At 60.8% G+C, this 24161-nt stretch carries 21 protein-coding genes and 1 pseudogene; 14 read left to right on the top strand and 8 right to left on the bottom strand.

Annotation, left to right across the window (positions count from 1 at the left end):
• The first annotated feature begins 117 nt into the window (after nucleotides 1-117).
• The 6 genes and pseudogenes from ACKVY0_RS29310 (at nucleotide 118) to ACKVY0_RS29285 (ending at nucleotide 4183) form a co-directional block, all read left to right on the top strand.
• Nucleotides 118-1359: an anthranilate synthase component I family protein gene (locus tag ACKVY0_RS29310; protein WP_409218435.1), complete on the top strand. Its 1242-nt coding sequence runs from the start codon at nucleotides 118-120 to the stop codon at nucleotides 1357-1359.
• A 49-nt stretch (nucleotides 1360-1408) separates the two neighbouring features.
• Entirely contained in the window at nucleotides 1409-1675 is a 267-nt protein-coding gene (locus ACKVY0_RS29305) for a hypothetical protein (RefSeq protein WP_409218434.1), read from the top strand.
• Complete coding sequence (locus ACKVY0_RS29300) at nucleotides 1672-2091, top strand: type II toxin-antitoxin system VapC family toxin (RefSeq protein WP_409218433.1); 420 nt, start codon at nucleotides 1672-1674, stop codon at nucleotides 2089-2091. The genes ACKVY0_RS29305 and ACKVY0_RS29300 overlap by 4 nt, the downstream gene beginning before the upstream one ends.
• Before the next feature lie 39 nt (nucleotides 2092-2130).
• A pseudogene (locus ACKVY0_RS29295) lies at nucleotides 2131-2313 on the top strand (chorismate-binding protein); the annotation flags it as partial.
• Between the two features lie 36 nt (nucleotides 2314-2349).
• On the top strand, nucleotides 2350-3135 hold the full coding sequence (locus tag ACKVY0_RS29290; protein WP_409218432.1) for an NIPSNAP family protein: 786 nt from the start codon (nucleotides 2350-2352) through the stop codon (nucleotides 3133-3135).
• 547 nt (nucleotides 3136-3682) lie between these two features.
• Complete coding sequence (locus tag ACKVY0_RS29285) at nucleotides 3683-4183, top strand: 3D domain-containing protein (RefSeq protein WP_409218431.1); 501 nt, start codon at nucleotides 3683-3685, stop codon at nucleotides 4181-4183.
• A 92-nt stretch (nucleotides 4184-4275) separates the two neighbouring features.
• Here the strand turns inward: ACKVY0_RS29285 and ACKVY0_RS29280 are convergent, their stop codons facing one another.
• Nucleotides 4276-4461: a hypothetical protein gene (locus ACKVY0_RS29280; protein WP_409218430.1), complete on the bottom strand. Its 186-nt coding sequence runs from the start codon at nucleotides 4459-4461 to the stop codon at nucleotides 4276-4278.
• A gap of 122 nt (nucleotides 4462-4583) precedes the next feature.
• Here ACKVY0_RS29280 and ACKVY0_RS29275 point away from each other — a divergent pair, with 122 nt between their 5' ends.
• Nucleotides 4584-6155: a long-chain-fatty-acid--CoA ligase gene (locus tag ACKVY0_RS29275; protein WP_409218429.1), complete on the top strand. Its 1572-nt coding sequence runs from the start codon at nucleotides 4584-4586 to the stop codon at nucleotides 6153-6155.
• 131 nt (nucleotides 6156-6286) lie between these two features.
• On the opposite strand, the gene ACKVY0_RS29270 is transcribed toward ACKVY0_RS29275, so the two are convergent.
• From ACKVY0_RS29270 to ACKVY0_RS29255, 4 genes are all read right to left on the bottom strand, one after another.
• Entirely contained in the window at nucleotides 6287-7045 is a 759-nt protein-coding gene (locus tag ACKVY0_RS29270; protein WP_409218428.1) for a ThuA domain-containing protein, read from the bottom strand.
• A gap of 29 nt (nucleotides 7046-7074) precedes the next feature.
• Nucleotides 7075-8034 carry a hypothetical protein gene (locus ACKVY0_RS29265; protein ID WP_409218427.1) on the bottom strand — a complete coding sequence of 320 codons (960 nt, stop codon included), beginning with the start codon at nucleotides 8032-8034 and terminating at the stop codon, nucleotides 7075-7077.
• Nucleotides 8035-8098: 64 nt separating this feature from the next.
• A complete protein-coding gene (locus ACKVY0_RS29260) occupies nucleotides 8099-8689 on the bottom strand; it encodes a DUF6036 family nucleotidyltransferase (RefSeq protein ID WP_409218426.1) in 591 nt (196 codons plus the stop codon).
• Between the two features lie 87 nt (nucleotides 8690-8776).
• Complete coding sequence (locus ACKVY0_RS29255) at nucleotides 8777-10417, bottom strand: fumarate hydratase (protein WP_409218425.1); 1641 nt, start codon at nucleotides 10415-10417, stop codon at nucleotides 8777-8779.
• Nucleotides 10418-10618: 201 nt separating this feature from the next.
• Here ACKVY0_RS29255 and ACKVY0_RS29250 point away from each other — a divergent pair, with 201 nt between their 5' ends.
• A complete protein-coding gene (locus tag ACKVY0_RS29250) occupies nucleotides 10619-11275 on the top strand; it encodes a hypothetical protein (protein ID WP_409218424.1) in 657 nt (218 codons plus the stop codon).
• A gap of 174 nt (nucleotides 11276-11449) precedes the next feature.
• Here the strand turns inward: ACKVY0_RS29250 and ACKVY0_RS29245 are convergent, their stop codons facing one another.
• Nucleotides 11450-12163, bottom strand: a complete 714-nt coding sequence (locus ACKVY0_RS29245; RefSeq protein ID WP_409218423.1) for a hypothetical protein — start codon at nucleotides 12161-12163, stop codon at nucleotides 11450-11452.
• Between the two features lie 67 nt (nucleotides 12164-12230).
• Here ACKVY0_RS29245 and ACKVY0_RS29240 point away from each other — a divergent pair, with 67 nt between their 5' ends.
• Entirely contained in the window at nucleotides 12231-13322 is a 1092-nt protein-coding gene (locus tag ACKVY0_RS29240; protein WP_409218422.1) for an alpha/beta hydrolase, read from the top strand.
• A 71-nt stretch (nucleotides 13323-13393) separates the two neighbouring features.
• Here the strand turns inward: ACKVY0_RS29240 and ACKVY0_RS29235 are convergent, their stop codons facing one another.
• The gene (locus ACKVY0_RS29235; RefSeq protein WP_409218421.1) at nucleotides 13394-14542 is read right to left on the bottom strand and encodes a 6-phosphofructokinase; all 1149 of its coding nucleotides are present in this window, start codon (nucleotides 14540-14542) and stop codon (nucleotides 13394-13396) included.
• Between the two features lie 112 nt (nucleotides 14543-14654).
• Between ACKVY0_RS29235 and ACKVY0_RS29230 the strand changes: the two genes are divergently transcribed.
• Both ACKVY0_RS29230 and ACKVY0_RS29225 read left to right on the top strand, forming a co-directional pair.
• Nucleotides 14655-15542, top strand: coding sequence for an EamA family transporter (locus ACKVY0_RS29230; protein WP_409218420.1), 888 nt, complete (start codon nucleotides 14655-14657; stop codon nucleotides 15540-15542).
• 148 nt (nucleotides 15543-15690) lie between these two features.
• Nucleotides 15691-18000: a CehA/McbA family metallohydrolase gene (locus ACKVY0_RS29225; protein ID WP_409218419.1), complete on the top strand. Its 2310-nt coding sequence runs from the start codon at nucleotides 15691-15693 to the stop codon at nucleotides 17998-18000.
• A gap of 578 nt (nucleotides 18001-18578) precedes the next feature.
• Here the strand turns inward: ACKVY0_RS29225 and pbpC are convergent.
• Entirely contained in the window at nucleotides 18579-20834 is a 2256-nt protein-coding gene (gene pbpC, locus ACKVY0_RS29220) for a penicillin-binding protein 1C (protein WP_409218418.1), read from the bottom strand.
• A 258-nt stretch (nucleotides 20835-21092) separates the two neighbouring features.
• Between pbpC and ACKVY0_RS29215 the strand changes: the two genes are divergently transcribed.
• From ACKVY0_RS29215 to ACKVY0_RS29205, 3 genes are all read left to right on the top strand, one after another.
• The gene (locus ACKVY0_RS29215; protein WP_409218417.1) at nucleotides 21093-21974 is read left to right on the top strand and encodes a prephenate dehydratase; all 882 of its coding nucleotides are present in this window, start codon (nucleotides 21093-21095) and stop codon (nucleotides 21972-21974) included.
• A 66-nt stretch (nucleotides 21975-22040) separates the two neighbouring features.
• Nucleotides 22041-23048, top strand: a complete 1008-nt coding sequence (locus ACKVY0_RS29210) for a BPSS1187 family protein (RefSeq protein ID WP_409218416.1) — start codon at nucleotides 22041-22043, stop codon at nucleotides 23046-23048.
• A 410-nt stretch (nucleotides 23049-23458) separates the two neighbouring features.
• Nucleotides 23459-24161 (top strand): DUF1080 domain-containing protein (locus ACKVY0_RS29205; RefSeq protein ID WP_409218415.1); only part of this gene is annotated, 703 nt, incomplete at its 3' end.

Below are 24161 nucleotides of genomic sequence, written 5' to 3'. Positions count from 1 at the left end.
GAACGATCACGATCAGGAGTGAGAGTGGTGGAAGGGGGAGTCACGAGTTGCTGAAAAAGACGGCCATGGTACGATTTGGGCCTACCAGTGTCAATGCTCCAGGGTTCTTCGTTCAAAATGCCGGAAGGTCGCACCCAGCCGTTGATCGTTCATGCCTTGGAAACGTCGCCGCATCACCGCCGGTGCCATTTTTCCTTCACACCCGCCGAAATCGCGGCGCAACTGTGCCAGCGCGAGGGCTTCATCTGGATGGATTCATCCCTGCCCACCTCCGGAGCCATTTCCATCCTCACCGCCGAGCCCGTGGCCATTTTGCAGGGCCATATCGACCACGATTGGGAAAAAGTCCGCGCCGCCCTGCGCACGCCTCGTGCCGCGGCAGGCGGTTTGTATGGCTGGGTCGGTTACGACGGCCATTTCACCTTCGGCATCTACCCTCACGGCCTCATCTACGATCACGACTCCTCCTGCTGGTACGAGTTTGGCCATTTTCCATTTTCCATTTTCCATTTTCCATCTCCGGCTGCCCCACAGCTCCACTTCAAACCTCAAGTCACCCGTAACGACTTCATCCGCAGCGTCCAGCGCGCGCAGGACTACATCGCCGCCGGAGACATCTACCAAGTCAACCTCTCCTACCCGTGGAAAGCCGCGTGGCCGCAGGACGCGAGCGCTTTGGCGCTCTATTTAAAACTGCGCACCGTGTCCCCTGCCCCGCATGCCGCCTTCATGCAACTGGCCGGAACCACCGTCCTCTCCGCCTCGCCTGAAACCTTCCTCAGCATGGACGGCCCGCGCATCGCCACCCGTCCCATCAAAGGCACGCGTCCGCGTTTCGTCGGCGATCCCGCTCGCGACAGCGCCGCCGTGCGCGAGCTCACCGCCTCCGCCAAAGAACGCGCCGAGCTGCTCATGATCACCGACCTCGAGCGCAACGACCTCGGCCAGGTCTGCGAATTCGGCAGCGTCGCCGTGCCCGAGCTGTGGCGCGTGGAAAGCTTCGCGCAGGTGTTTCACCTTGTCTCCACCGTCACCGGCACGCTCCGCCCGCACGTCGATCACGTCGATGCCTTCCGCGCCTGCTTCCCCGGCGGCAGCATCACCGGTGCGCCGAAAAAACGCGCCACCGAGATCATCGCCGAACTCGAACCGCATCCTCGTGGCCTCTACACCGGCGCCATCGGCTGGTTCGGCTTCGATGGCCGCAGCCAGTGGAACATCGCCATCCGCACCGCTGTGCAAAAGGGCGATAATATCACCTTCCACGTCGGCTCCGGTATCGTCGCCGACTCCGTGCCCGAACACGAGCACGAGGAGACCCTGCACAAGGCGGCGGGGATTCTCGCGGCGGCGGCATGAGTTCAGGGCGGGCTTGCGGTTCGGGCCATTGGGTGGCAAAATCAGCTTCATGACCGCGACCCTGACTATTGATGACGCCGGACAGATTTGTCTGCCAGAGTCCCTGAAGCGCGTTTTCGGCGTGGAGCCAGGAGTTCGTCTGCGTGCCGAGGTGACGGCGCACCGCATCGAAATCGTGAAGGATATTCCAGTGGTGACCGCTGGAGAGCTTGAGAATGGCGTTCTGGTGCTGCCGAAGCTTGGCATCAAAATGGACGCCGCCGCTGCCATCCGCGCCGACCGTGACGAGCAGGCCGAACGAGCATTGAGTCGATGAGCGCGTTGCTGGACAGCTCCGTGCTGATCGCGGCGCTTGCGCCCGACGAAGACCGGCACGCGGAGAGCCTCGCACTGCTCATGCAAGGTGAAGGAGTGGTCTATGCGCACGCGCTGCTGGAAACATTCTCTACACTGACCAGCGGCAGGCTCGGCGTGAAAGTGGACGCTGATTTCGCGGCGCAGCTTCTCAGTCAGACGGTCATGCCCCGTGTTCAAGTGGTTGAACTCACTGCCGTAGAACTCCTGGCAGCACTCCGACTGGCCAGAAAACATGGTGCGCGCAGTGGAGCCGTTTACGACTTCATGCATCTCGTGGCGGCGAGGAAGGCCGGCACCACGGTGCTCTACACGCTGAACCTCACCGACTTTGAGCATCTCCGCCGCGAAGGCGACCCCGAAATCCGGCGTCCATAAGGATCAGCGTTTTGTTTCTGCAACTGCCTCTATACCGGCGCCATCGGCTGGTTCGGCTTCGACGGCCGCAGCCAATGCAACATCGCCATCCGTACCGCCGTGCAAAAGGATGATGAAATCACCCTCCACGTCGGCTCCGGCATCGTCGCCGATTCCGTACCCGAACACGAGCACGAGGAGACCCTGCACAAGGCGGCGGGCATTTTGGCAGCAGCATCGTGATAAGCCGCTCTCTGCCCGGCGTTTGTTCCCGCCACCATGAAGCGCTTCACCTTTCTCGCCCTCGCCCTCACCCTCACCGGCCTGTTTTCCACGATGATCCACGCCGCCGAAGACTCGCGCGTCTATGAACTGCGCATCTACACCTGCAACGAAGGCAAGCTCGATGCATTGCTGACCCGCTTCCGCGATCACACCTGCAAGCTGTTTGAAAAGCACGGCATGGGCAACGTCGGTTACTGGGTGCCGGTGGATGAGGAGAACGGCTCCAAAACCACGCTGATCTACGTGCTCGAACACAAGAGCCGTGAAGCGGCCAAGGCGAGCTTCAAGGCCTTCGGCGCTGACCCCGAATGGCAGGCCGCCGCCAAAGCCAGCGAGGCAAATGGCAAAATTCTCGCGAAAGCACCTGAGTCCATCTTCATGACGCCGACGGAGTACTCGCCGCCGCTGACCGTCGCCAAGGGCGACAAGCCGCGCGTGTTTGAACTGCGCACCTACACGACGCCCGAAGGCAAACTCAACGACCTGCATGCCCGTTTCAGCAATCACACGATGAAGCTCTTCAGCAAACACGGCATGAGCCACCTCGCCTACTGGGTGCCAACGGATGCGAACAAAGGTGCAGGCACAAAACTGATCTACATCCTCTCCCACGCCAGCAAGGAAGCCGGCATCGCCTCCTTCACCGCCTTCCGTGCCGATCCCGATTGGATCAAGGCGAAGGGCGAGAGCGAAAAGAACGGCCCGCTGACCATCCAGCCGCAGGCTGAAGGCGTGAAGAGTGTCTATATGAAGGCGACGGACTTCTCGCCGATCCAGTAAGTCTGGAAGGCCTACGGAATACACGGAAGTGCCCCGGATTTGCCGCAAAGGAGCGGACCTGCCCGCAGTGCTACAGCGTTGCAGGCGGGGGAGCAAAGGTGCAAATTTTGAAATTCATGCCCCTGCTTCTTTGCCTCTCTGCCCCCACTGACCCACTGCCCCACTGCCGCAAAACGAGTCATCCCAGATCCCCATCTCCTGAATTCCGTGCCTTCCGTGTGTTCCGTAGGTACTCCATTTCTGGACGATTACCCACTCGTATGGCCTCCGGCAGGCTGATTTTTTCAGGTTCCTGTGTCGCACCTGCGTCATTCGGCGGCCAGACCATGACCTCGCCCGGCGGGGCGGAGGCCTACGGGGCGGTTCTCCGTTTGAAGTGACCGCATGGCACTAAAATCGGCCCTGGAGGCCGAAAAATCGAGGTTTGAGGCCGATTTGGGCCGGGAAAACCCGCGTTGACAGCTCCGGCTACCTCGGGAGCATGCGCGCCCCTTTGCCCGGACCAACCACCTTGGCAAAGCGCGACCCAAACAACCCAACCTACGTTTTGATCCGAACCACCCTCCTGTGCCTCGCTGCCTTGTGCGCCTCCGCTTTCGCGGTAGAAGTTAAAAGCTCAACCACAACCCCAGCTGGCACTCCAGGCCAGGTCATTGCAGGCGTCAGAACCACCGCCTACACCCACGACGAAAGCGATCACATCGAGTACGGAGCCCGCACCGCCGTGGGCACGCTGCTCAAACACGGCCAGATCCGCAGCGCCGCCGCCGACTGGTCCATCTATCCGGTGGGCACCGTGTTCCAGATCAAGGGCGATCCCTCGATCTACATCGTCGATGACTACGGTTCCGCCCTCGTTGGCACCAAGACCATCGACCTCTACAAGCCGAGCTTCAGCTCCATGAACAGTTGGGGCACGCGTCGTGTGACCATCCAGGTCATCAAATGGGGATCGTTCGCCAAGAGCCTCGCCATTTTGAAACCCCGCGCCGACAAGGCCTCCCACGTCCGCAAGATGGTGGCGAGCATCGAAGCACGCCCGGCCTGATCCTTCCCCCCAAAACCTGAATCCAGGTTCAGCCACGGAGCCGCCTCGTCGGTTCTGTGGCTTTTTTGTTGGGTTTCGAAGAGAGCCAGGCTTTACGCCAGCACGCTGTCCGGCACGCGGGCCACGATGCGGCCGTCGGCATCACGCACCAGGATCTTGCCATGGATGATCTCGGGCGGATTGCCGATACCCTTGGCGTAGTCAGCCGCCAGATCCTTGCTGCACCCCAGCGATTGGCGGATGCGAACGGAAAGCGTTTCAATGTCGATGTCGGTCATGCGCCCGCTCCGTAGCGCCATCTGGCGGCAAAGTCGCGGTAAGAATCATCGCCGCGTTGAAAAGTTCACGCATGTTTTCGCTCGCCATGCTTGACCGGGCTTTTCTATGATCGCGGCATTCCATGGAAACGCCGCTCTCACCCCTCGACTTCGCCCGCCGTGCCCGCCGCCTCTACGCTGATCGCGAAGCCGTGGTCGATGGCAGCCGCCGCTTCACCTACCGCGAGTTCTTCGACCGCTGCGACCGCTGGTCCGCTGCGCTGCAAAAACTCGGCGTGCAGCCCGGCGAACGCATCGCCACCATCGCGCCGAACACCCACGCGCATCTGGAGGCCTTTTACGCCGTTCCGCAGATCGGTGCCGTCATCGTGCCGATCAATTTCCGCCTCACCGCCGCCGACTTCGCCTACATCCTGAACCACAGCGGTGCCCGCGTCGTGTGCGTGCATGCCGACTACCTCGACGCCGTCGATTCCATCCGTGATCAAGTCCCCGGCGCGGAGCACTTCATTGCCTTCAGCGGCTCCAAACCCGGCTGGATCGACTACGAGGCCACGCTCGCCGCTTCCGCGCCCGACTTTGTCCCTGCCGAGATCATTGAGACAGAAATGATCGCGCTGAACTACACCAGTGGCACCACCGCGAACCCGAAAGGTGTGATGGTCACGCACCGCAACACGGCCATGAACATCATGGGCCACCTCATGCACACGCACCTCACGGCGGCAGATCGTTATTTGTGGGTGCTGCCCATGTTTCATGCCAACGGCTGGTGCTTCGTGTGGACCATCACCGCCGTCGGCGGCAGGCATATTTGTCTGCCGAAGGCTGATCCGAAGCTGATCTTTGAAGCCAGCATGCGTGAAGGCATCACCCTGCTCTGTGCGGCGCCGACCGTGCTCATCAGCATCGCCAATGCGCCAGCAGAATATCGCGCACAGGCTCCGCGTGGTGTGCGCGTCATCACCGCCGGCGCACCGCCCGCTGCGGCCACCATTGAGCGTGTGGAAGGCGAACTCGGCTGGAAAATCACGCACGTCTATGGCCTCACCGAGGTCTCCCCCATCGTCACCATCAGCGAATCACGTCCCGAGCACGCCCAGCTAGATCCGCGTGCCCGTGCCATCGTCAAAGCACGTCAGGGCGTCGAATACCTCGCCAATGCCGAAGTCCGCGTCGTTGATGACGCAGACAACGAAGTCGCCAAGGACGGCGCATCCATGGGCGAGATCATCATTCGCGGCAATGCGGTGATGAAAGGCTACTACAACGACCCTGCCGCCACCGCCAAAGCCATCCGCAATGGCTGGTTCCGCAGCGGTGATGCCGCCGTCGTCCACCCCGACGGCTACATCGAGATCCGCGACCGCTGGAAGGACATCATCATCAGCGGCGGCGAAAACATCTCCTCTGTCGAAGTCGAAGGCGTGCTGCTGCGTCATCCCGCCATCCAAGAATCCGCCGTCGTCGGTCTGCCGCACGAAAAATGGGGCGAAACGCCGCAAGCCTTCATCGTCCTCAAACCCGGAGCCGAAACCACGCCCGAAGCGCTGCGCCTTTTCTGCCGCGAGCATCTCGCCCACTTCAAAGTTCCCCACGGCTTCGAGTTCATCACCGAATTGCCGAAGACTGCGACTGGAAAGATCCAGAAATACGTCCTGCGCGGTGGGCGGGCGAATATCACGCGACAGTAGCCATCATCGCTCCGCGTGATGAGCACAACGCTCTCGCCAGCAGAACCAAGCCCCGCATAACGCTGAGCTTGTCTCGCCGACAACACGCCCAGCTCGTCACGCGGAGCGATGACGGCTACTTTGCTCCGCCGTCAATGCACGCTCCCGCCGCGCGCCGTGATCGTCTCCCGCGCCTGCTCCACCGGCACATGGCGTGGCGTGTTCGCCGCGCTGCCTTGCAGCTTCGCCCAACGGATGCCGTTCGCGATCACACGCTGCACATCGGGATGATGATAAATGGGATACACTTCATGCCCCGGGCTGAAGTAAAAGATGCGACCGCTGCCGCGCGTCCATGTCGCACCGCTGCGGAAAACTTCGCCGCCTTGGAACCATGAGACAAAGATCAGCTCGTCCGGCGTCGGGATGCCGAAAGGCTCGCCATACATCTCCGATTGCTCGATCTCGATGCAGTCGCCGAGCCCTGCGGCGATAGGATGTCCCGGATTCACCACCCACACGCGCTCCCGCTCGCCCGCCTCGCGCCAGCACAACGCGCAGCTCGTGCCCATCAGCCGCTTGAAGAGCTTCGACCAGTGCCCGGAGTGCAAAACGATCAATCCCATGCCCGCCAGCACGCGCTGCTGCACCCGCGTCACCGTTTCATCGAGCACCTGATCGTGCGCAGCATGCCCCCACCATAGCAGCACGTCCGTTTCATCGAGAACCGCCTGCGGCAAGCCCTGCTCCGGCTCATCGAGCGTCGCCGTGCGGATGATGAAGTCGTCGTTTTGGCCCAAAACCTCCGCCAGCAGCCCGTGGATGCCCTTCGGGTAAATCGCCGCCACCGCCGCATCTCGACGCTCGTGCACGAATTCGTTCCAAATGGTGACGCGGATAGGTGTGGGCATGGTGGGAGAGATGCTGGAGATTTTCTGGTTTAAATAGCGCGGAGTAATCGTGGAAGATCCACCGCCAAACATTTGAGGAGCGATTCACCAATCATATTCGGGTGATAGCCGAGTTGAGAAGAAATGCCTTCTGTCAGATCGGACACATGTCTTTCCATGAGCCGGCGAAGCTGCATGGAGAGCAGTAGTTCGTCGGGAATCGTACACAGCGCTTCATCCACACCCTGCACGAGGGCAAAAAGGGCTGCCCATGGGAGCCAGCGCGGTGACGACTCGGCAGGCAGGATGAAATGCCAGTCCTGGGGTTGCAGGAAGTAGCGTAGCGACACCCCCCGCACGGTTTTCTGTCGCGCTGCGGGTGTGCGAGGTCCGTCCGTTCGCACTTTGCCGGACAGCACCATCTCATTGAGCACCGCTTGGATTGCCTGTGCCGAGTAGCCGGTCAGCCGCGCCAGTTCTGCCGGTCTGGCCGAGGGGCGGGTGAGCAGGCAGAGAATGATTTCGCAGCGCGACGAGACACCGATCAATGCTCGGAGCGTCAGCAAAACATCAGCCACACGCTCGGGCGAAGGAGGCATGGAAAGCTCTTTTTTTCTTGGCATCCCGCGCAACCATCCATGAGCGAGAAAATCTGGATCGGTCACACCTCGGTGCATCGCAGGGATTCCAGGTGACTCAAAAAAAGGCTCAGGCTCTGCTGGCAAGGGATCGGAGCCCGCCTTCGTCAAGGCACCCCATTTCGGCAGTTTGCCATGACGTGTCACATAAGCCGCGACGGCACCCAGTGCGCGTGCATGGCCGAGTTCGCCGTCCGCGTGCAGATTCTTCAGACGCTGGACATTGATCAACGCCCCAAAGGACACCAGCCAGTCGAGCGCTTCATCAAACAACCGCTGATCTTGCCTGCCAAACACCGTTGTCGCCAGCAGCAGCGCTTCCGGGTCGATGATATGCCCTTCGGGTGATGGTGATCCATCGAGTTCCTGCAAGCCAGCTCCCAGGCGGCTCCACTGCCGCCAGAGCAGGTCACGCATCGCTGATCGCAGATCCGTTTTAAAGTTGGTCAGCGATGTCGGCATAGTCGTGGATTCTCAGGGCGTCACGCACCACGCCGGGGAAGACTTCACCTGCGTCTTGGCCCAGCACCCATCGGGCAGCGGCCAGCATTTCGTCGCGTGTTGGGTTCAGCGCCTTCAGGTCCGACCAGTGGCGCCCCGGCCCCTGGTCCACGCCGGCGAAGAGTTTTAAATGGATCAAATCATACCGGTCGGGCAGGAACACCGTCAGGTGGCTCCCAAAGTCACGACGTTGCAGCCGCGACAGAAAACCCTCTGGCAAACCCGCCATCACCTGATCCGCTGGACCGGCATTGAACCAGTTCGGCGGCAGCCCCAGCGCCTTCGCCACCTCCTCCACCGCGTTCTTCAATGCCGGGGAGAATGGTCGTGGATCGACCAGTCCATCCACCGGATGCACCCCGGCCAGCACATCCACGTCTTTCGTGCGCCTGGAGATGAACCCCAGGCTCAGCAAAGCCGCCCCGCCGCAGATCACCACCGTCTCCGGCTCCGCCCCTTCATGGGCGAGTGCAGTAGAGACGGCTTGGAGGGCAGTTTCGAGGATGGGACCGTCGAGAGGCTTCATTTGGCAAGATTATCTTGGTTAAATAACAAGATCAACTTGGTATTTAGACAAGATTATCTTGGTTATCAAATCTTTCACTGGGTGACTTCAATGCTTCACCGAACATCCCGGACCGACGGTCTGGAAGAAATCATTCCCCTTGTCATCGATGAGGATGAAGGCCGGGAAGTCCTCCACCTCGATCTTCCAGATGGCTTCCATGCCGAGTTCGGCGAACTCGACGACTTCGACCTTCTTGATGTTTTCTTTGGCCAAAATGGCGGCGGGACCGCCGATGCTGCCGAGGTAGAAGCCGCCATGTTTTTTGCACGCGTCGGTGACCTGCTGGCCGCGGTTTCCTTTGGCGATCATGATCATGCTGCCGCCGTGGCTTTGGAAAAGATCGACGTAGCTGTCCATGCGGCCCGCCGTGGTGGGGCCGAAGCTGCCGCTGGGCATGCCGGCGGGTGTTTTGGCGGGGCCGGCGTAATAGACGGGGTGATTTTTGAAGTAGTCGGGCAGCGGCTTGCCAGCATCGAGCATCTCCTTCAGCTTCGCGTGAGCGATGTCGCGGGCGACGATGATGGGACCGTTGATGAGGAGGCGCGTGGTGGTGGGGTATTTGCTCAGCTCGGCGCGGATCTCGGCCATGGGGCGGTTCGTGTCGATGCGCACGGCGTTGGTGTCTTTGCGGTGGCGCAGCTCCTCGGGGATGTATTGCAGCGGGTTCGTTTCGAGCTTCTCGATGAAGACGCCGTCACGCGTGATCTTGCCCTTCGCCTGGCGGTCGGCGGAGCAGGAAACGCCGATGCCAATGGGCAATGACGCGCCGTGACGCGGCAGGCGGATGATGCGCACGTCGAGCGCGAAGTATTTCCCGCCAAACTGGGCGCCGATACCGCACTCGCGGGCGGCCTGGAGCATCTGCGCTTCGAGTTCGACATCGCGGAAGGCGCGACCGTGTTCGTTGCCGGTGGTCGGCAGGCCGTCGTAATACTTCGTGGAGGCAAGTTTGACGTGTTTCATCGTCGATTCAGCCGAGGTGCCGCCGATGACGAAGGTGAGGTGATACGGCGGACATGCGGCGGTGCCGAGCGACACCATTTTTTCGCTGAGGAACTTCACGATACCCTTCGGATTCAGCACGGCGCGGGTCTCTTGATACAAGTAAGCCTTGTTCGCCGAGCCGCCGCCTTTGGCGATGAAGAGGAACTTGTACGCATCGCCATCGGTCGCATAAATGTCGAGCTGCGCGGGCAGGTTCGTGCCCGTGTTCTTCTCCGTGAACATATCGAGCGCCGCGTTCTGCGAGTAGCGCAGATTGTTCTCCGTGTAGGCAAGATAGACGCCTTTCGACAGCGCCGCCTCATCCCCACCGCCGGTCCAGACCTGCTGGCCTTTTTTGCCCATGATGATCGACGTGCCTGTGTCCTGGCAAAACGGCAGCAGGCCCGCCGAAGCCACATCAGCGTTCTTGAGCATCGTCAGCGCGACCATGCGGTCGTTCTCGCTGGCCTCAGGGTCATCGAGGATGGCGGCGACCTGCCGCAAATGCTTCGGGCGCAGGAAGAAATTGATGTCATGAAACGCCTGGTTCGCCAGCAGCGTGAGCGCCTCGGGATCGACGGCGAGCAGCTCCTTGTCGCCAAACTTCTGCACGCTGACGTGTTCTTTGGTCAGCAGGCGGTATTCGGTGTCGTCGGTGCCGAGTTCGAGGAGTTCCTGGTAATGAAAGGCGGGCGTGGGCATGGTTCAGGAGATATGGAGGCGGTTTGAGCGGCTCGCAACGAGTCAGGAGAATGGCTCATGCTGGTTTCGTCATTTCGTCTTCGCCTCATTGTTTGCCGCCGCCCATCAAGCCGTTTTGTAGTTTCCAAATCGTGCGCTGCGGCTCATGCTGGTGCTATGACTCTTCATTCATTTGCGCTGAGCTTGCTTGCTGCCACGACCATGCTGTCCGCGCAAAACGCTGCGCCGACCGAGACGCCGCTCTTTGTGACTACCGAACCTTTCGCGGGCATGGATGACCGCCTGTTCCCGCTGGGCTGGTCGGCGGATGGCAAGTTTGCTTGGGTGCTCAAACCGCTGGATGAAGCCTCTGGCGAAAACCGTTGGGGCGTGACGATCCAGGACATGACCACCAACGTCACGACGGCCACGGCTGAATTCATCATGGGCGAGGACGCCGCCAGCGGCATCGCACAGGTTTGGGCCAAGCATGGGCAGGCCATCACAGCCTTGTTAAACAAGCATGGCGTCAAACGCACAGCGTCGGCGATGGATCACTTCCCGCTCGTTCTGGGCAAACGCCGCAGCACCGTGGTCAATGTGGAGCTTGAAGTGGTGCACGGCAAACACGCGGACTTCGGCTACACCGGCGTGAGGAGTTTCGAAATCTTCTTGGGCAGTGACCGGAAGTCCGCCGTGTTCCAGAAGTCCTACGACGGCTTTCTGTTTCCCTTCACCGTCGCCATTGTGGGGTGCTTCACCAGTCCCGATGAAAAGTACGCAGCCATGGTGATCACCGGTTGCGAGCGCGGCTGGGAAGGTGCGCCGCATCCCCGCAGCATTGAGGCGTTCGCGGGTTTCAAGCTGGATGCGGAATGAGTTGATGGAAAAACCTGCGTTAGGGAACCGCTGATTAAATCCACACCGCAGAGATTAGAACGCCGCAGAGGCTTGATTCAGAAGGTCTTTCTCTGCGGCGTTCCTGTCTCTGCGGTATAAATCAGTGTTTCCTTCGCCAACAAGGTCAACGCAGGTTGGAATGAATGCGCCAGCTTACTCGGCCTTCTTCTTGCCCTTCGCCGCACCTTTGGCGGGAGCAGCGGCCACTTTCTCGCCGGGCTTCGGCAGCGTAGCCTTCACGTCTTCCCATGCAGGATTCAGCGTGGCTTCGCGCAGGCTGAAGTTGCGGAAATCGACGGACTGGCCGCCGACGGTGAAGCCTGGAGAGGCTTTTTCGTTTTTGAACAGATCACTGGCTCCCCAGGCGACAAGGTCATCGACTTTGCCGAGCATCATGTCGCCCACCATCTCCAGGCGCACCTTGTGCCAGCCCGAAGCGAGTTCGGTGGCGAAGCGGGCGAAGACGATCGCCTTGTCCGGACCTTCGTGGTCGCTGTCATCGCGCTGAATGGCGACGGACTTGGGCGTGATCATGATGCGCGCCATGTGATCTTTGACACCGTTGATCGAGAGGCTGGTGCTCCTGGCGCCTTCCAGCTTGAATTCATACTCGATGACAAAGTCCTGCAGCTTGTTTGGCAGGCGAGAAACAGCGCCGTGCTTGTCTGCTTCCAGTTCTGAACCGCGCATCACGCCTTCCAGCAGCTCCCACTTGCCCTTGGCGGCTTTCCACGGCTCACCGGGTGCGGTGTCGAGCTTGCTTTCAAAGATAACTTTGCCGGGAACGGCGAGAAGCGGTTTGTCTTCGGCACGAACGCCGAAGGCGGCGAGTGCGAGGCACAACGTGAGCAGGGAGGTGTGTTTCATGGGGCGATGGGAACGAAAGGCTCGCATGCATGTTGCGCGAAATTTGGCGGTCTGATAAAACCAGCGGATGCGCACGATCTTTGTCTGGCTCACTCTCTTGCTCACCCGCATGCAAGCCGCTGAACCCACTGCCGATGCCTGGCTGGCCCACACGAAGATCGCCCCACCCTTGCAGGTGCCTGCGTCGCTCGATGCCTGGCAGCCACAGCGAGCGCAGATCCGCGCGAAGCTGATTGAATTGCTCGGCGATCTGCCGCCGCGACCACTGGTGTCGGCCTTTCAAGTGATCGCGAAAGAGGACAAGGGCACGTACACGCACGAGACGATCCAGTTCGACAACGGTTCGGGTGAAATCGTGAAGGGGTATGTGTTTGTGCCGAAGCAGGCGACCGCGCAGAGCAAGGCTCCGGCGATTCTCTACTGCCACTGGCATGGCGGGCAGTATGACATCGGCAAACAGGAGCTGCTGCAGACGAATGCGACGCCCGTGGCGCCCGGTCCGGCGCTGGCGGCGGCCGGTTATGTCGTGTTGGGCATCGATGCACCGTGCTTCGGCGAGCGAAACGGCAAGGGCCCCGATGGACCGCAGCAAAAAGGCAGTGCGGGTGAGATGACCGCCGCCAAGTTTCATCTCTGGGCCGGCCGCACGCTGTGGGGCATGATCGTGCGCGATGATCTGACCGCGCTGGATTATCTCTGCTCACGACCGGAGGTGGATGCGAGCCGCATCGGCGTGACGGGCATCAGCATGGGTTCGACGCGAAGCTGGTGGGTGATGGCGATGGATGATCGCCCGCGTGCCGCTGTGTGCGTGGCGTGCATGACGCGCTACGAGGAGTTGATCCGCGCCGGCATGCTCAAAGCTCACGGCATTTACTACTTCGTGCCCGGCATGCTCAAAAACTTCGACAGCGAGGCCGTGATCGCACTCGCCGCGCCGCGGGCAACGCTGTTCATGACCGGCGATCAGGATGGTGGCTCACCGGTCGATGGTGTGAAGCACATCGGCGAGATCGTGAGCAAGGTTTATGCGTTGCATGGTAGCGAAGCGGCGCAGCACTTCGAGAACGCGATCTATCCCGGCATCGGCCATGTGTACCTGCCGGAGATGTGGGAGAAGACGCTGAAGTGGATGGATCGGTGGGTGAAGGGGGAGTGAGAGGTTAGAAGTTATGAGTGAGATCAAGAACAGCTCATAACCCACAACCTCTAACGCTTAACCCCAACTCCTCACCACGAACTCAAATCATCATGCAACTTCTCCATCTCGCGGGAGAAGGCGGCACGTTCGGGCATGTCAGGTTCGCCGTAGGGGACGATCTCGATGACGTTTTTGCGCAGCGCAGTGATGCCGCTTTTGCCATTCGGCTCACCGATGGTTTTCCATGCGCAATCCGCGAAGCGGGCGGCGAGGATGCAGTCCTGCGGCGTAGTGTGGCCGCCGCGTTGTAGATGGCCGAGCACCGAAGGCCGCACTTCGAGATCAGGGAACGGTGCGCCGCTGCGCTGGAAATATTCCTGGAAAGCATCCATGAGCACGTAGGCGCGGTTGCGCTTCTGCGGCGGGTCAAACTGCACGCCTTCAGCGACCAGCACGATGGCGTGACCGCGACCACGCGTCATCGCGCCTTCGATCTTCGCGGCGAGACGCTTCATGTCCGCTGATTTGAGCGGTCCGCCCTCTGGCGTGATGATCATCTCCGCGCCGGAGGCCAGACCAGCCATGCGCGCGAGGTCACCGCTCGCACGTCCCATCGTTTCCAGCACCATCACGCGGCGGTGACTGCGTGCCGTGTCGATGAAGTGATCCACGGCCCACACGAGCGTGTTCACCGCCGTATCGACACCCAACGCCATGTCGGTGAACTGCAGGTCGTTATCAATCGTGGCAGGAATGCCGATGACGCGCAGATCGCTTTCTTCGGCGAGCAATTTCGCCCCGGTGAGCGAGCCATCGCCACCGACGACGACGAGCGCACGCACGTTGAGGTCTTTGAGCAGTTGAATGACCTTCGTGCGCACCTCCTTCTCGTGAAACTCCAGGCAGCGTGCGGAGCCGAGAATGGTGCCGCCTTTGCCCATGATGCCGCTCACGCTGGCGTGGTCCATCTGGATGACGTGAAGTTGCTCGGAGATCAAACCCGCGCGGCCCGTGTGCGTGGCGATGTCCTTTTTCAAACGCACGAGCGCATCGGCATCGCCGTTTACGGCACGGGCGGTGCGTACTAGGCCGCGGTAGCCATCGCGGATGCCGAGCACGGCGATTTTTTCGCGGTTCAGGCCCAGGCGCACGATGGCGCGCAGGAAAGCGTTCATGCCAGGCGAGTCGCCGCCGCTGAAGAGCACGGCGACGGATTGTTCGGGGAAGGTCGGGGTCATGGAAGGTGGTTGGGGAGCGTTGCCTTAGCGAGTACTCTACGCGTGGCAAGCAGCGGCTGAGACGACAAGATTCTCGATCTTGATAGCGTGGCCGTCCGTGTTACTGGCATGAGTGTCCCCTGCTTTCGCCACCACGCTGTTTCCGCTCATTGCCGCCTTGTTGTATGCGTTCGGGGCGCTTGTGTTAAAGCGCTCCAGTGATCTCGGCGTAGGCCTGTGGCGCACCACGTTTGTCGCCAATATCATCGTCGCGCTGCTGTTTTCGCTGCTCTGGCTACTCGGCGGGCCGCCGGTGGAGAAAGAACTGCTCTGGCAGCCCGGCGTGATCGCGATGTGCCTGTTCGTCGGCCAGATTTCGCAGTTCCTCGCGCTGGAGAAGGGCGATGTGTCCGTGGCGGTGCCGGTGTTCGGTTTGAAGGTCATCCTTGTCGCTTTTTTAACGCCGCTGCTGACTGGCGATGCCGTGAGCATGAAATTGTGGATCGCCGCCTTCCTCAGCGTGCTCGGCATCACGTTTCTGAATCGCAAAGATGCCAACCAGCCGCCACGTCACCTGCTCATCACCTTCATCGCCGGTGGTACCGGTGCCGTGGCGTTCGCCGTGTTTGATGTGCTCGTGCAAAAATGGGGCCCAAGCTGGGGAGCTGGCCGCCTGCTGCCATGCATCTTCTGGATCAATGCGCTGCTGTCGTTCGGACTCATCTTCCGTTTCTCCGCGCCGCTGAGCGCCATTCCGCGTCAGGCCTGGCGCTGGCTTGGTGGCGGTTCGCTGCTGCTCGGCACGCAGAGCATCATCTTCGTCAGCACCCTCGCCGTGTTTGGCAAGGCCACCTCCGCCAACATCGTCTATGCCTCGCGCGGCCTGCTCAGCGTCGGCCTCGTGTGGATGATCGGCCACTGGTTCGTGAATGCCGAGCAGCATCTCGGCCCCAAGGTCATGCGCTGGCGGCTGGCGGGAGCCTTGCTGATGATGAGCGCGATCGTGCTGGTGGTGGTGTAGCGATCGGCGCGTCAGCGTCCTGGAGTGCGCTGGCCCTCCAGCGCTTTACGCAGTCCTTTGGACGCTCGAAAGCGGCGGAGGACCGCCGCACTCCAGGACGCTGACGCGCACATGGAAGCCCGCACGGTCGGCGAACGTTTGGTGTACCATGAGAACGCCGATTTGTTTCCTCGCGTGCCTTTCGCTCGCACACGCCACCGCCGTCGAACCCCAGCCCTTCCTCGCTGCCACGCAGCGATTGATCGACGCGACGAACTACCTCGGTTCGCCGTTCAGTGCCGATGAGATTGTGACGCTGAAGGCCTGCATTGGGGCAAATGACACCGCCAGCGCGGCCAAGGCGCAAACCCTGCTCGATGCCCATGCGCTGTTTCAGGTCACCATCACGCCCGAACAACGCGTGAAGGTGGCAACGGGTGCGGCGAAGCCGGTGCTCGATGAGTCCGGCTGGCGGCAGTATCTCGTGCGCGTGGATAACGAAGCGGGCGTGACCGCGAAGCTCGTCGGCAGCAGTCCGCAGGCAAAGGAGGCGTATGTGAAAGGCTCACCGCCCGTGACACCGAACGCACAACCGCGTGATCCCGGCCAGCCTGCGCTTTCTGCACGCTGGCTCGACATGCAGATGTTCGAAGCGCCGCCGATGCAGCCGACCTTGAGCGGACTCGCCGTCGAGTATCGCATCATCCAGCTCTACAGCCGCGACGCGGGCAAACGCGACGCCACCTTCAGCTTCGACACCGGCCAGGGCACGCAGGATCTCGGCTTCCGCAACGAAACGAGCGTGCTGTTCGACTGCCAGCCGGCGCGCGAGGTGAAACTCGCCATCACCGATGAAGACGGCAAGCCCTGCATCGCCGAGCTGCTCATCAAAGACAAAGCCGGACGCGTTTATCCGAGCCAGATCAAGCGTCACGCGCCGGATTTCTTCTTCCACCCGCAAATCTACCGTGGCGACGGCGAATCGCTGAAGCTGCCCGATGGCGACTACGACGTGGTTTTTCGTCGTGGGCCCGAATCGCTGCCGGAATCGCGAAAAGTCGCCATCTCCGGCCAAAACACATCACTGAAGTTCCAGGTGAAGCGCTGGATCGATCCCTCGAAGCTCGGCTGGTGGAGCGGCGATCATCACATCCACGCCGCCGGCTGCGCGCATTACTCCGTGCCCACGCAAGGAGTGCATGCACCCGACATGGCGCGGCATTGCATGGGCGAAGACCTCAAAATCGGCGCGAACCTTACCTGGGGGCCGTGCTTCGATTACCAGAAGCAGTTCTTCACCGGTGCCGAAGACAAGGAATCACGCTATCCCTTCCTGCTGCGCTACGATGTCGAGGTCAGCGGCTTCGGCAGTCACAAAAGCGGCCACCTTTGCCTGCTGAAGCTCAAGGAGCAGATGTATCCCGGCGGTGACAGCACCGCGCACTGGCCCACGCTTTGCCTCAACACACTCAAGTGGGCGAAGAAGCAGGGCGCGCTCACCGGCCCCGCGCACAGCGGCTGGGGATTGCAACCGCTCGCCGAAAACGATCCCGCTCGCGGCCAGCAATACAAACTCGGCATGCCAAGCGCCACCGACGAGCTGCCGAACTACATCGTGCCGCCGTTCAATGGCATCGGCGCGAACGAATACATCGTTGATGTCACGCACATGGTCGAAGGGCCGGACGGCAAGCCGGTGCCTGCGGTCGATTTCCTCTCGATGGTCGATACGCCGCACACTTGGGAGCTGAACATCTGGTATCACACGCTCAATGCCGGCTTCCGCACCCGCATCAGCGGCGAGACCGACTTCCCCTGCATCTACGGCGAACGTGTCGGGCTTGGCCGCGCCTACGTGAAGCTTGATGGCAAACTCAATTACGACGCCTGGTGCGAGGGCATCCGCTCAGGTCGCGCCTACGTCAGCGACGGCAAGAGCCATCTCATCGACTTCAAGGCGAACAACGTCGAACTCGGCGTCAACGGCAGCGAATTGAAGCTCGCCAAGCCCACCACAGTCAAAGTCACCGTCAAAGCCGCCGCGCTCCTCGGCGAACAGCCGCGTCCAGACATTAAAAACGCCCCCGCCGGTCAAAAGCCCTTCTGGGACATCGAACGCGCGAGAATCGGCACCTCGCACGAAGTTCCCGTCGAGCTTCTCGTCAACGGCGAGTCCGTCGCGAAACAAAACATGGCCGCCGACGGCACCACGCGTGATCTGACCTTCGACGTGCCCGTCGAAAAAAGCTGCTGGCTCGCCGTGCGCATCCGTGCCAGCTCTCACACGAATCCGATCTTCGTTATCGTGAACGACAAACCCATCCGCGAAAAACGCAGCCTCGAATGGTGCCTCAAGAGCGTCGATCAATGCTGGTCACAGAAAGAGGCGCTCATCGATCCCAAGGAGCACGATGACGCCGTCGCGGCGTATGAGCATGCCCGGAAAGTGTATCGGGAGCGGCTTGCTGAAACCAATTGATTCAGATGCTAGAATGCCTGCATGTTCATCTTCAGCCGACACTTTTGGATGCTGCACAGAGTTAGCCTGGAGAACAAGTTCCCGGATGGCCCTCCGGGCTGGGTTCGCGTCGTTTCTCCGGTGATCTGGGTGACATATTATCTGTTGGCGATACCAATTAACTGGGTTCAACAGATGAAGCGCAGGATCTATGGGCCATATCCAAACCGTCGGCACTTGTTGCGCTTGAACGAAGCAGCTTTAACCGAGCGAGGTGCCGCTGGCTATGGTTGCCATGTCCTCTTGAAGTGTCCTGAATGTGGAACTCCCGTGCTCCATGAGGATGAATGTGAGTCCTTTTATCCAGACGTTTCAAACCTCTCAAAATGCCAACCCTTGGGTGGCGATGATGAAACATGCGACTGCATCAAATGCGGGTTCAAGTTCACCTGGAGGATGATCTATGCTTGTTACAACAATCCACGTTCTGCTCGGAGATTTTTGGTCTCCGGAAATGAAGCTCGAGCGTTTGGGTTAGGCTGGATGCTTGCAGAAACTGTCAGACCTGACGAAAGGTGATCTTGAAGGAAATTGAAACATTACTCTTCCTCTACGATCACAAATGTGCTCGCGCTCAAACCGCTCGCTTCATCCCGCAATTCGATTTCATGCCGTCCGGGTTTGAGAATGGCGAAGGTATGATTGGCTTCGGACCGGAGTTCGAGGGTCTTGGAACTCCAATGTGACTGCGAGGCACCAGTGGCTTGCAGGAGGAGGCGGTTGCCGTGGTTGCGGATGTCGGGATCGAGGATGACGACGGTGCCGGGAATCGGGTTCGTGATGCGCAGGACGGGTTTGGCATCGGTTTCGGCGGTGGTGATGAGATCGCCGAGCCAGTTGGCGCTGGTGGGAATCCATGCGGCGTATTCGCTGGGCAGGATGGCGCGGCCGCGGGCGTCGTAATTGCTGGCTTGAGCCACCGGCGGCATCTTATCGGCGATGAAGAACTCCTCGCGGCTCAAACGTGATGGCGGCGTCAGCGGGGTGAGGCGTTTGCCGGTGCGTGGGTCGATGCGGGCATGGGTGATGGCCGCAGGGCGGTCAAACCACGTCGCCGCATGTTTTTCGTGCAGATGCAGCATCACATCGCGAAAGATCGGCCCCGCGCCGGTGATGCCGCTGACATCCTGCATCGGTGTGTTGTCGAAATTGCCGACCCAGACACCGACGGTGAACTCGCGTGTGAAGCCGAGTGTCCAGTTGTCGCGAAAGGTGGAGCTGGTGCCGGTTTTGACGGCGCATTTGAACGGCAGGCGCAGCACGGAATGACTGCCGAAGGCCATTTCACGCGCCTGATTGTCGCTAAGGATGTCGGCGATGAGCCAGCTTTCGTTTTCGCCGAGAAGTCGGTGTTCTTCGCTCGTGGGAGCATCCGTACGCATCGTCCACGGCTTGAACTGACCGAGTCGAGCGAGACAAGCGTAGGCGTTGGCGAGTTCGATCAAACGCACGGAAGCGTTGCCGATGGTGAGGCCGAGACCGTAATGCGCGGCGTCTTCGGTGAGCGTGGTCAATCCGAGTTCGCGCAGTCGTGGTAGCAGCGTTTCGGCTCCGCCGATGGAGTCGAGTACGCGTACGGCGGAGATGTTGAGCGAATTGCCGAGCGCATGGCGATACGTCATCGGCCCGAAGCTGCGCAGGGAGAAATTTTCCGGACGGTAGGTGCCGGATGAGGTGGCGAACTCGACCGGCAGGTCGGCGACGATGCTCGCGGGCGTCGCACCGCGCTCGAAGGCGATCAGATACGTGAACGGCTTCATCGCTGAGCCGGGTGAATGCGGTGCCCAGGCTCCATTGATCTGACCGCCTTCATTCGCGAAGAAATCGCGCGAGCCAGCGAGCGCGAGCACGGCTCCGGTGGCGTTGTCCATCACGACCACGGCTCCGTGCGAGACATGGCGATCTTTGAGCGACTCCAACCGCTGTGCGATGATCGTTTCGACCTGCTGCTGAAGCATGGCATCAATCGTGGTGCGGATCGTGGTGGCACTGGATTCGCCTCGCAGCATTTCAATGGCATGCGGCGCTTCAAATCCGCCGCTGAAGCGTTGCAGGACGATCTTTTGATCCCAAGCGATGCGATGCTGCTCGTCATCGAGCCAGCCGAGTGCGTACATGCGATCGAGGATGCGGCGCTGGCGCGGTAAAACAGCCTCCAGGCTGCGAAATGGGTTCAAACGGCTCGGCGACTGCGGCAACGCGGCGAGTAACGCGCATTCGGCGGGTGTGAGGTCGTTGAGAGGTTTGTGGAAATAACCCGAGGCTGCCGTGGCGGCTCCGGTCATGAGATTGCCGAAGGAAATGCGGTTCAGGTAGGCGGCGAGCACGTCTTCGCGGCTCCAGGACATCGCGAGGCGTCGCGCTTGCAGCGCTTCGATGATTTTAATGCCCAACGTGCGTTTGCCGGAGCGCGGCGTGGTGTTTTTGATGAGCTGCTGGTGGATCGTCGAGGCACCGGAGACGACGTGACCGGTGCGTGCATTGTCCCAGGCCGCGCGAGCGATGGCGAGGGGATCGATGCCGCTATGGGAGAAGAAGCGTTTGTCCTCGGCGGCGAGCACGGCGTGGACGAGTGTTGTCGGAATCTCCGCGAATTTCACCGGTGGCGCGGAACGCGTGCCGTCTGCGTTCAGCAGATGCCGCAGCGGCGTGCCATCGCGGGCGAGGTAAAGCGTGGAAGCGGGCGGTGGTTTCAGCAGAGCTTCTGGCAACGGCACTAGCCACGGAATGCCCCACCAGCCGACTGCTGCGAGAACGAGCAGGGTGATGAGGATGGTTTTCCAGCGGCGACGCATGGGGAAAGAAACATGCGCTGTGAGGGGAATGCCAGCGTGGGTTCGATTTTGACCCCTCACCCCAGCCCTCTCCCCGAAGGTGATCTTGGAGCGAATTGAAACTGGGGCGGGGAGAGGGAGATTCGCTTCGGGTGCCTTGGAATCGTATCGGAGCGCAAGGCATTCCCCTCTCCCCGTCGATGACACCACTTGGTCGTGGTTTGCTCCGGGGAGAGGCTGGGGTGAGGGGAGAATCAGCAGCTTCGTTAGCGCCGTTTGATGACTCAGCTTGACCGCACGCAGGCACCACCACAGCATGCGCGGCGCATGAATCCGCCGCCAACCATCGCCTGCCTCGGTCCTGAGGGCAGTTTTTCGCATCTGATCACGCAGATGCGTTTCCCCGGCGTGGCAGTGAGCCTGCGGGACAATGTGGGAGATGTGTTCGACTTTCTGGCCGCGAATCCCGAGGCGCTGGGCATCGTGCCGATCGAAAATTCGTCCGGCGGCTTCATCATCGACACGGTGGACCGGCTCGTGGATGCGCGGTGCGAGCTGCGCGTCCTCGAAGAACTGACGCTGGATGTTAAACTGGCGCTGCTGGGCAGAGAAGGAGAGCAGATCACCTCGATCCACTCGCATGCGATGCCGTTTTATCACGGCGATGACTGGTTGAAGGCGAATTATCCCGAGGTGAAACGCGTGGTGGAGCCGAGCACGGCCAAAGCGGCGGAAAAAGCCGCGATTACGCCCGGAGCGGCGGCGATTGGTCCGCGTCAGAACGCTGAGCGGCACGGCTTACAGGTGCTGCATTTCCCGATTGCGGGTGAGGTGCCGAATATCACGCAGTTTTATCTCATCGGGCATGCGGCGAACACGCCGTCGCTCGAACATAACCGCACGGCGCTCGTGGTGGAGCTGCCGGACCGCTCCGGCAGCCTGTGCCGTTTTCTGACCCCGTTGAGTGAGAGTGACATCAACATGAAGCGCCTCGAATCGCGTCCGATCCGTGGGCAGCCGAACAAATATCGCTTCTACATCGAGATCGAAGGCTCCGAAGCCGATCCGCGTGTGCAGAAGGCGCTGGAGCAGACGAAAGCCGACGGCGCGACGATCCGCAGCGTGGGGTCGTATGCGGCTGGGCGGCGGTTTGAGTCGTGAAGCGACAAGAGGTCAACAGTCAAGGAGTCAAGAGTCGGGCTAAATCTGAAACGTGAACGAAAACTTATGAAACACCTCATCCTCATCTGCTGTCTCGGCCTCGCGGCCAGCTCATTCGCCACCGAAACCATCTCCAAACGTGCGAGCGAGATTGATCCGCGTGCCAAGGAGCATCCGGAGATCGACTTCGTGTTCACGGACAAGAAAGGGAAGCCGCAAGACATGCAGAATGCGAGCGTGGACACGAAGGTGAAAGCGCAGGGCAAGCTGGTGATCTGGCTCATGGGGCACAGTGCGCCGTTGTTTGAGCGGCTAAATAGCTACGGGCTGCATGCGATCCAGGTGCATTACGCGAACAAGTGGTTCGGCATCATTCCGCCGGCGCGACGTGATGATGGCAAGACTTTGGGCGACATCCGGCTCGAAGCGTCCATCGGCGAGGATCGCAGTGATCTCGTGAGCATTCCGCAGCCGGATGGCATCATGGAGCGCTCGTTTCAGTTCGTGAAATGGCTCTCGAAGGAGCATCCCGAGGGCAATTGGAAGCAGTTCCTGAGCAAGGATGGCAAAGGCCTGGACTGGGACAAGGTGATCCTCTCGGGGGCCTCTCACGGCGCGACGACCTCGGCACGCTTTGCGAAGCATCAGAAGGTGGATCGCGTGGTGTGCTTCTGCGGGCCGCGTGACAACTTGGAAAGCTGGCAGGCGCTGCCTTCCGCGACGCCGGCGAACCGCATTTTTGGCTTCAGCCATGTGCTGGACGGCGGCTGGACGGGCGATCACTACTGCCGCTCGTGGGAGATGATGGGATTGAATCAGTTCGGACCTATCGTGGACGTGGACATCAGTGGCCCGCCGTTTCAAAACAGCCGCAGGCTCATCACGAACGCCGACGTGAAGAAGGACGCGGGACGTGCGCACAGTTCCGTGATGCCCGGTGGTGCCGCCGTGAAGGACAAAGATGGCAAATTCATCCACGAGGCGGTGTGGAAGTATCTTTTCAATCATCCGGTCGATCAAACCGGCTCGGTAACACCTGCTGATCCCGACTGTGTGAAGGATCAGCGCAAGTAAGCGGCCCGCTGTGCTGGATTTGTGGTCCGGGCTCTGGCAGCGCCAAGGGTGCGGCATTCCTCAGCCCAGGATGCAATCCTGGGTTCACAGGCAAGGCAGCACATGGCTTGTAGGTGAGCCCTGAAAGGGCGGGACTCGACACCGTGCGGTTTTTATGCGGGTTGGGGACGACGCAGGCACGGTGTCGAGCAGCGCCCTTTCAGGGCTTCACCCAAGAGGAGACGCGAACCATCGTGCTGGTCCCAGGGCTTCGCCCGTGGGCTGAGGAGTCACGCGCCGTTGGCGCTGAAACAGCACAGCCCGCCGTTTGTTTTTATTCGTCCAGCACGAAAGGCCGCTCAAGACATGTGAGAAAGGCAGGGCGTGTGGCGTTACCCCACGCCCAACTCAACAACCCAACCTGCCTGCTTATGCTCCTCTCGATTCGTTCTCTCTCTGTCGCCGCCGTGTTCAGTCTCGGCGCTGTTTTGAATGCTGCTGACAATCCCTTCATCGGCCGTTGGGCGCTGACGCTGCCGGGTAATGGCGCTGGCTGGCTGGGTGTGGAGGCCAAAGATGGTGTGCTTAGTTCCAGCGTGCTCTGGGGCGGTGGCAGTGTGGTGCCGACGACGAGCACACAGGTCGAGGGTGCGAAACTGTTCGTCAGGCGTGAGCAGAAGAACAAGGAAGGCAAGGTCACCACCGAAACGATCATCGCGACGGTGGAAGGTGACGTTTTGAAGCTCACCACCTCGAAGAAGAATCCGGAAGGCAAGGCGATTGGCCAGCCTGCGGAGTTCACCGGCAAGCGCATCGCCGACATCCCGGCCAAGCCTGATCTCGCGAAGGTGAAGTTCGGCGAACCGATCCAGCTCTTGAACGGCAAGGACCTGACCGGCTGGCGCTTGCTCAAAGAAGCCGACAATGGCTGGAGCGTCGTCGATGGCGTGTTGCAAAACCGCGTGGTGAAGGCCAAGGACAAGCACTTTGGCAATCTGCGCACCGACGCGGAGTTTGAGGACTTCAATCTGAAGACGGAAGTGCGCACGCAGGAAGGCAGCAACAGCGGCATCTACCTGCGCGGCATCTACGAAGTGCAGATCATGGAGAGCTTTGGCAAGCCGCTGGATTCGC

This window comes from Prosthecobacter sp. (assembly GCF_046154365.1).
Lineage (GTDB): Bacteria > Verrucomicrobiota > Verrucomicrobiia > Verrucomicrobiales > Verrucomicrobiaceae > Prosthecobacter.
This window is presented reverse-complemented; position numbering and strand designations above follow the sequence as displayed.

Coding starts and splice junctions, on each gene's coding strand:
- ACKVY0_RS29255 (WP_409218425.1), bottom strand. CDS start 10,417: ATGCCCACGCCCGCCTTTCATTACCAGGAACTCCTCGAACTCGGCACC.
- ACKVY0_RS29280 (WP_409218430.1), bottom strand. CDS start 4,461: ATGACCGACATCGACATTGAAACGCTTTCCGTTCGCATCCGCCAATCG.
- ACKVY0_RS29305 (WP_409218434.1), top strand. CDS start 1,409: ATGACCGCGACCCTGACTATTGATGACGCCGGACAGATTTGTCTGCCA.
- ACKVY0_RS29245 (WP_409218423.1), bottom strand. CDS start 12,163: ATGAAACACACCTCCCTGCTCACGTTGTGCCTCGCACTCGCCGCCTTC.
- ACKVY0_RS29300 (WP_409218433.1), top strand. CDS start 1,672: ATGAGCGCGTTGCTGGACAGCTCCGTGCTGATCGCGGCGCTTGCGCCC.
- ACKVY0_RS29240 (WP_409218422.1), top strand. CDS start 12,231: ATGCGCACGATCTTTGTCTGGCTCACTCTCTTGCTCACCCGCATGCAA.
- ACKVY0_RS29215 (WP_409218417.1), top strand. CDS start 21,093: ATGACTCAGCTTGACCGCACGCAGGCACCACCACAGCATGCGCGGCGC.
- ACKVY0_RS29225 (WP_409218419.1), top strand. CDS start 15,691: ATGAGAACGCCGATTTGTTTCCTCGCGTGCCTTTCGCTCGCACACGCC.
- ACKVY0_RS29260 (WP_409218426.1), bottom strand. CDS start 8,689: ATGAAGCCTCTCGACGGTCCCATCCTCGAAACTGCCCTCCAAGCCGTC.
- ACKVY0_RS29270 (WP_409218428.1), bottom strand. CDS start 7,045: ATGCCCACACCTATCCGCGTCACCATTTGGAACGAATTCGTGCACGAG.
- ACKVY0_RS29235 (WP_409218421.1), bottom strand. CDS start 14,542: ATGACCCCGACCTTCCCCGAACAATCCGTCGCCGTGCTCTTCAGCGGC.
- ACKVY0_RS29310 (WP_409218435.1), top strand. CDS start 118: ATGCCGGAAGGTCGCACCCAGCCGTTGATCGTTCATGCCTTGGAAACG.
- ACKVY0_RS29210 (WP_409218416.1), top strand. CDS start 22,041: ATGAAACACCTCATCCTCATCTGCTGTCTCGGCCTCGCGGCCAGCTCA.
- pbpC (WP_409218418.1), bottom strand. CDS start 20,834: ATGCGTCGCCGCTGGAAAACCATCCTCATCACCCTGCTCGTTCTCGCA.
- ACKVY0_RS29290 (WP_409218432.1), top strand. CDS start 2,350: ATGAAGCGCTTCACCTTTCTCGCCCTCGCCCTCACCCTCACCGGCCTG.
- ACKVY0_RS29250 (WP_409218424.1), top strand. CDS start 10,619: ATGCTGTCCGCGCAAAACGCTGCGCCGACCGAGACGCCGCTCTTTGTG.
- ACKVY0_RS29275 (WP_409218429.1), top strand. CDS start 4,584: ATGGAAACGCCGCTCTCACCCCTCGACTTCGCCCGCCGTGCCCGCCGC.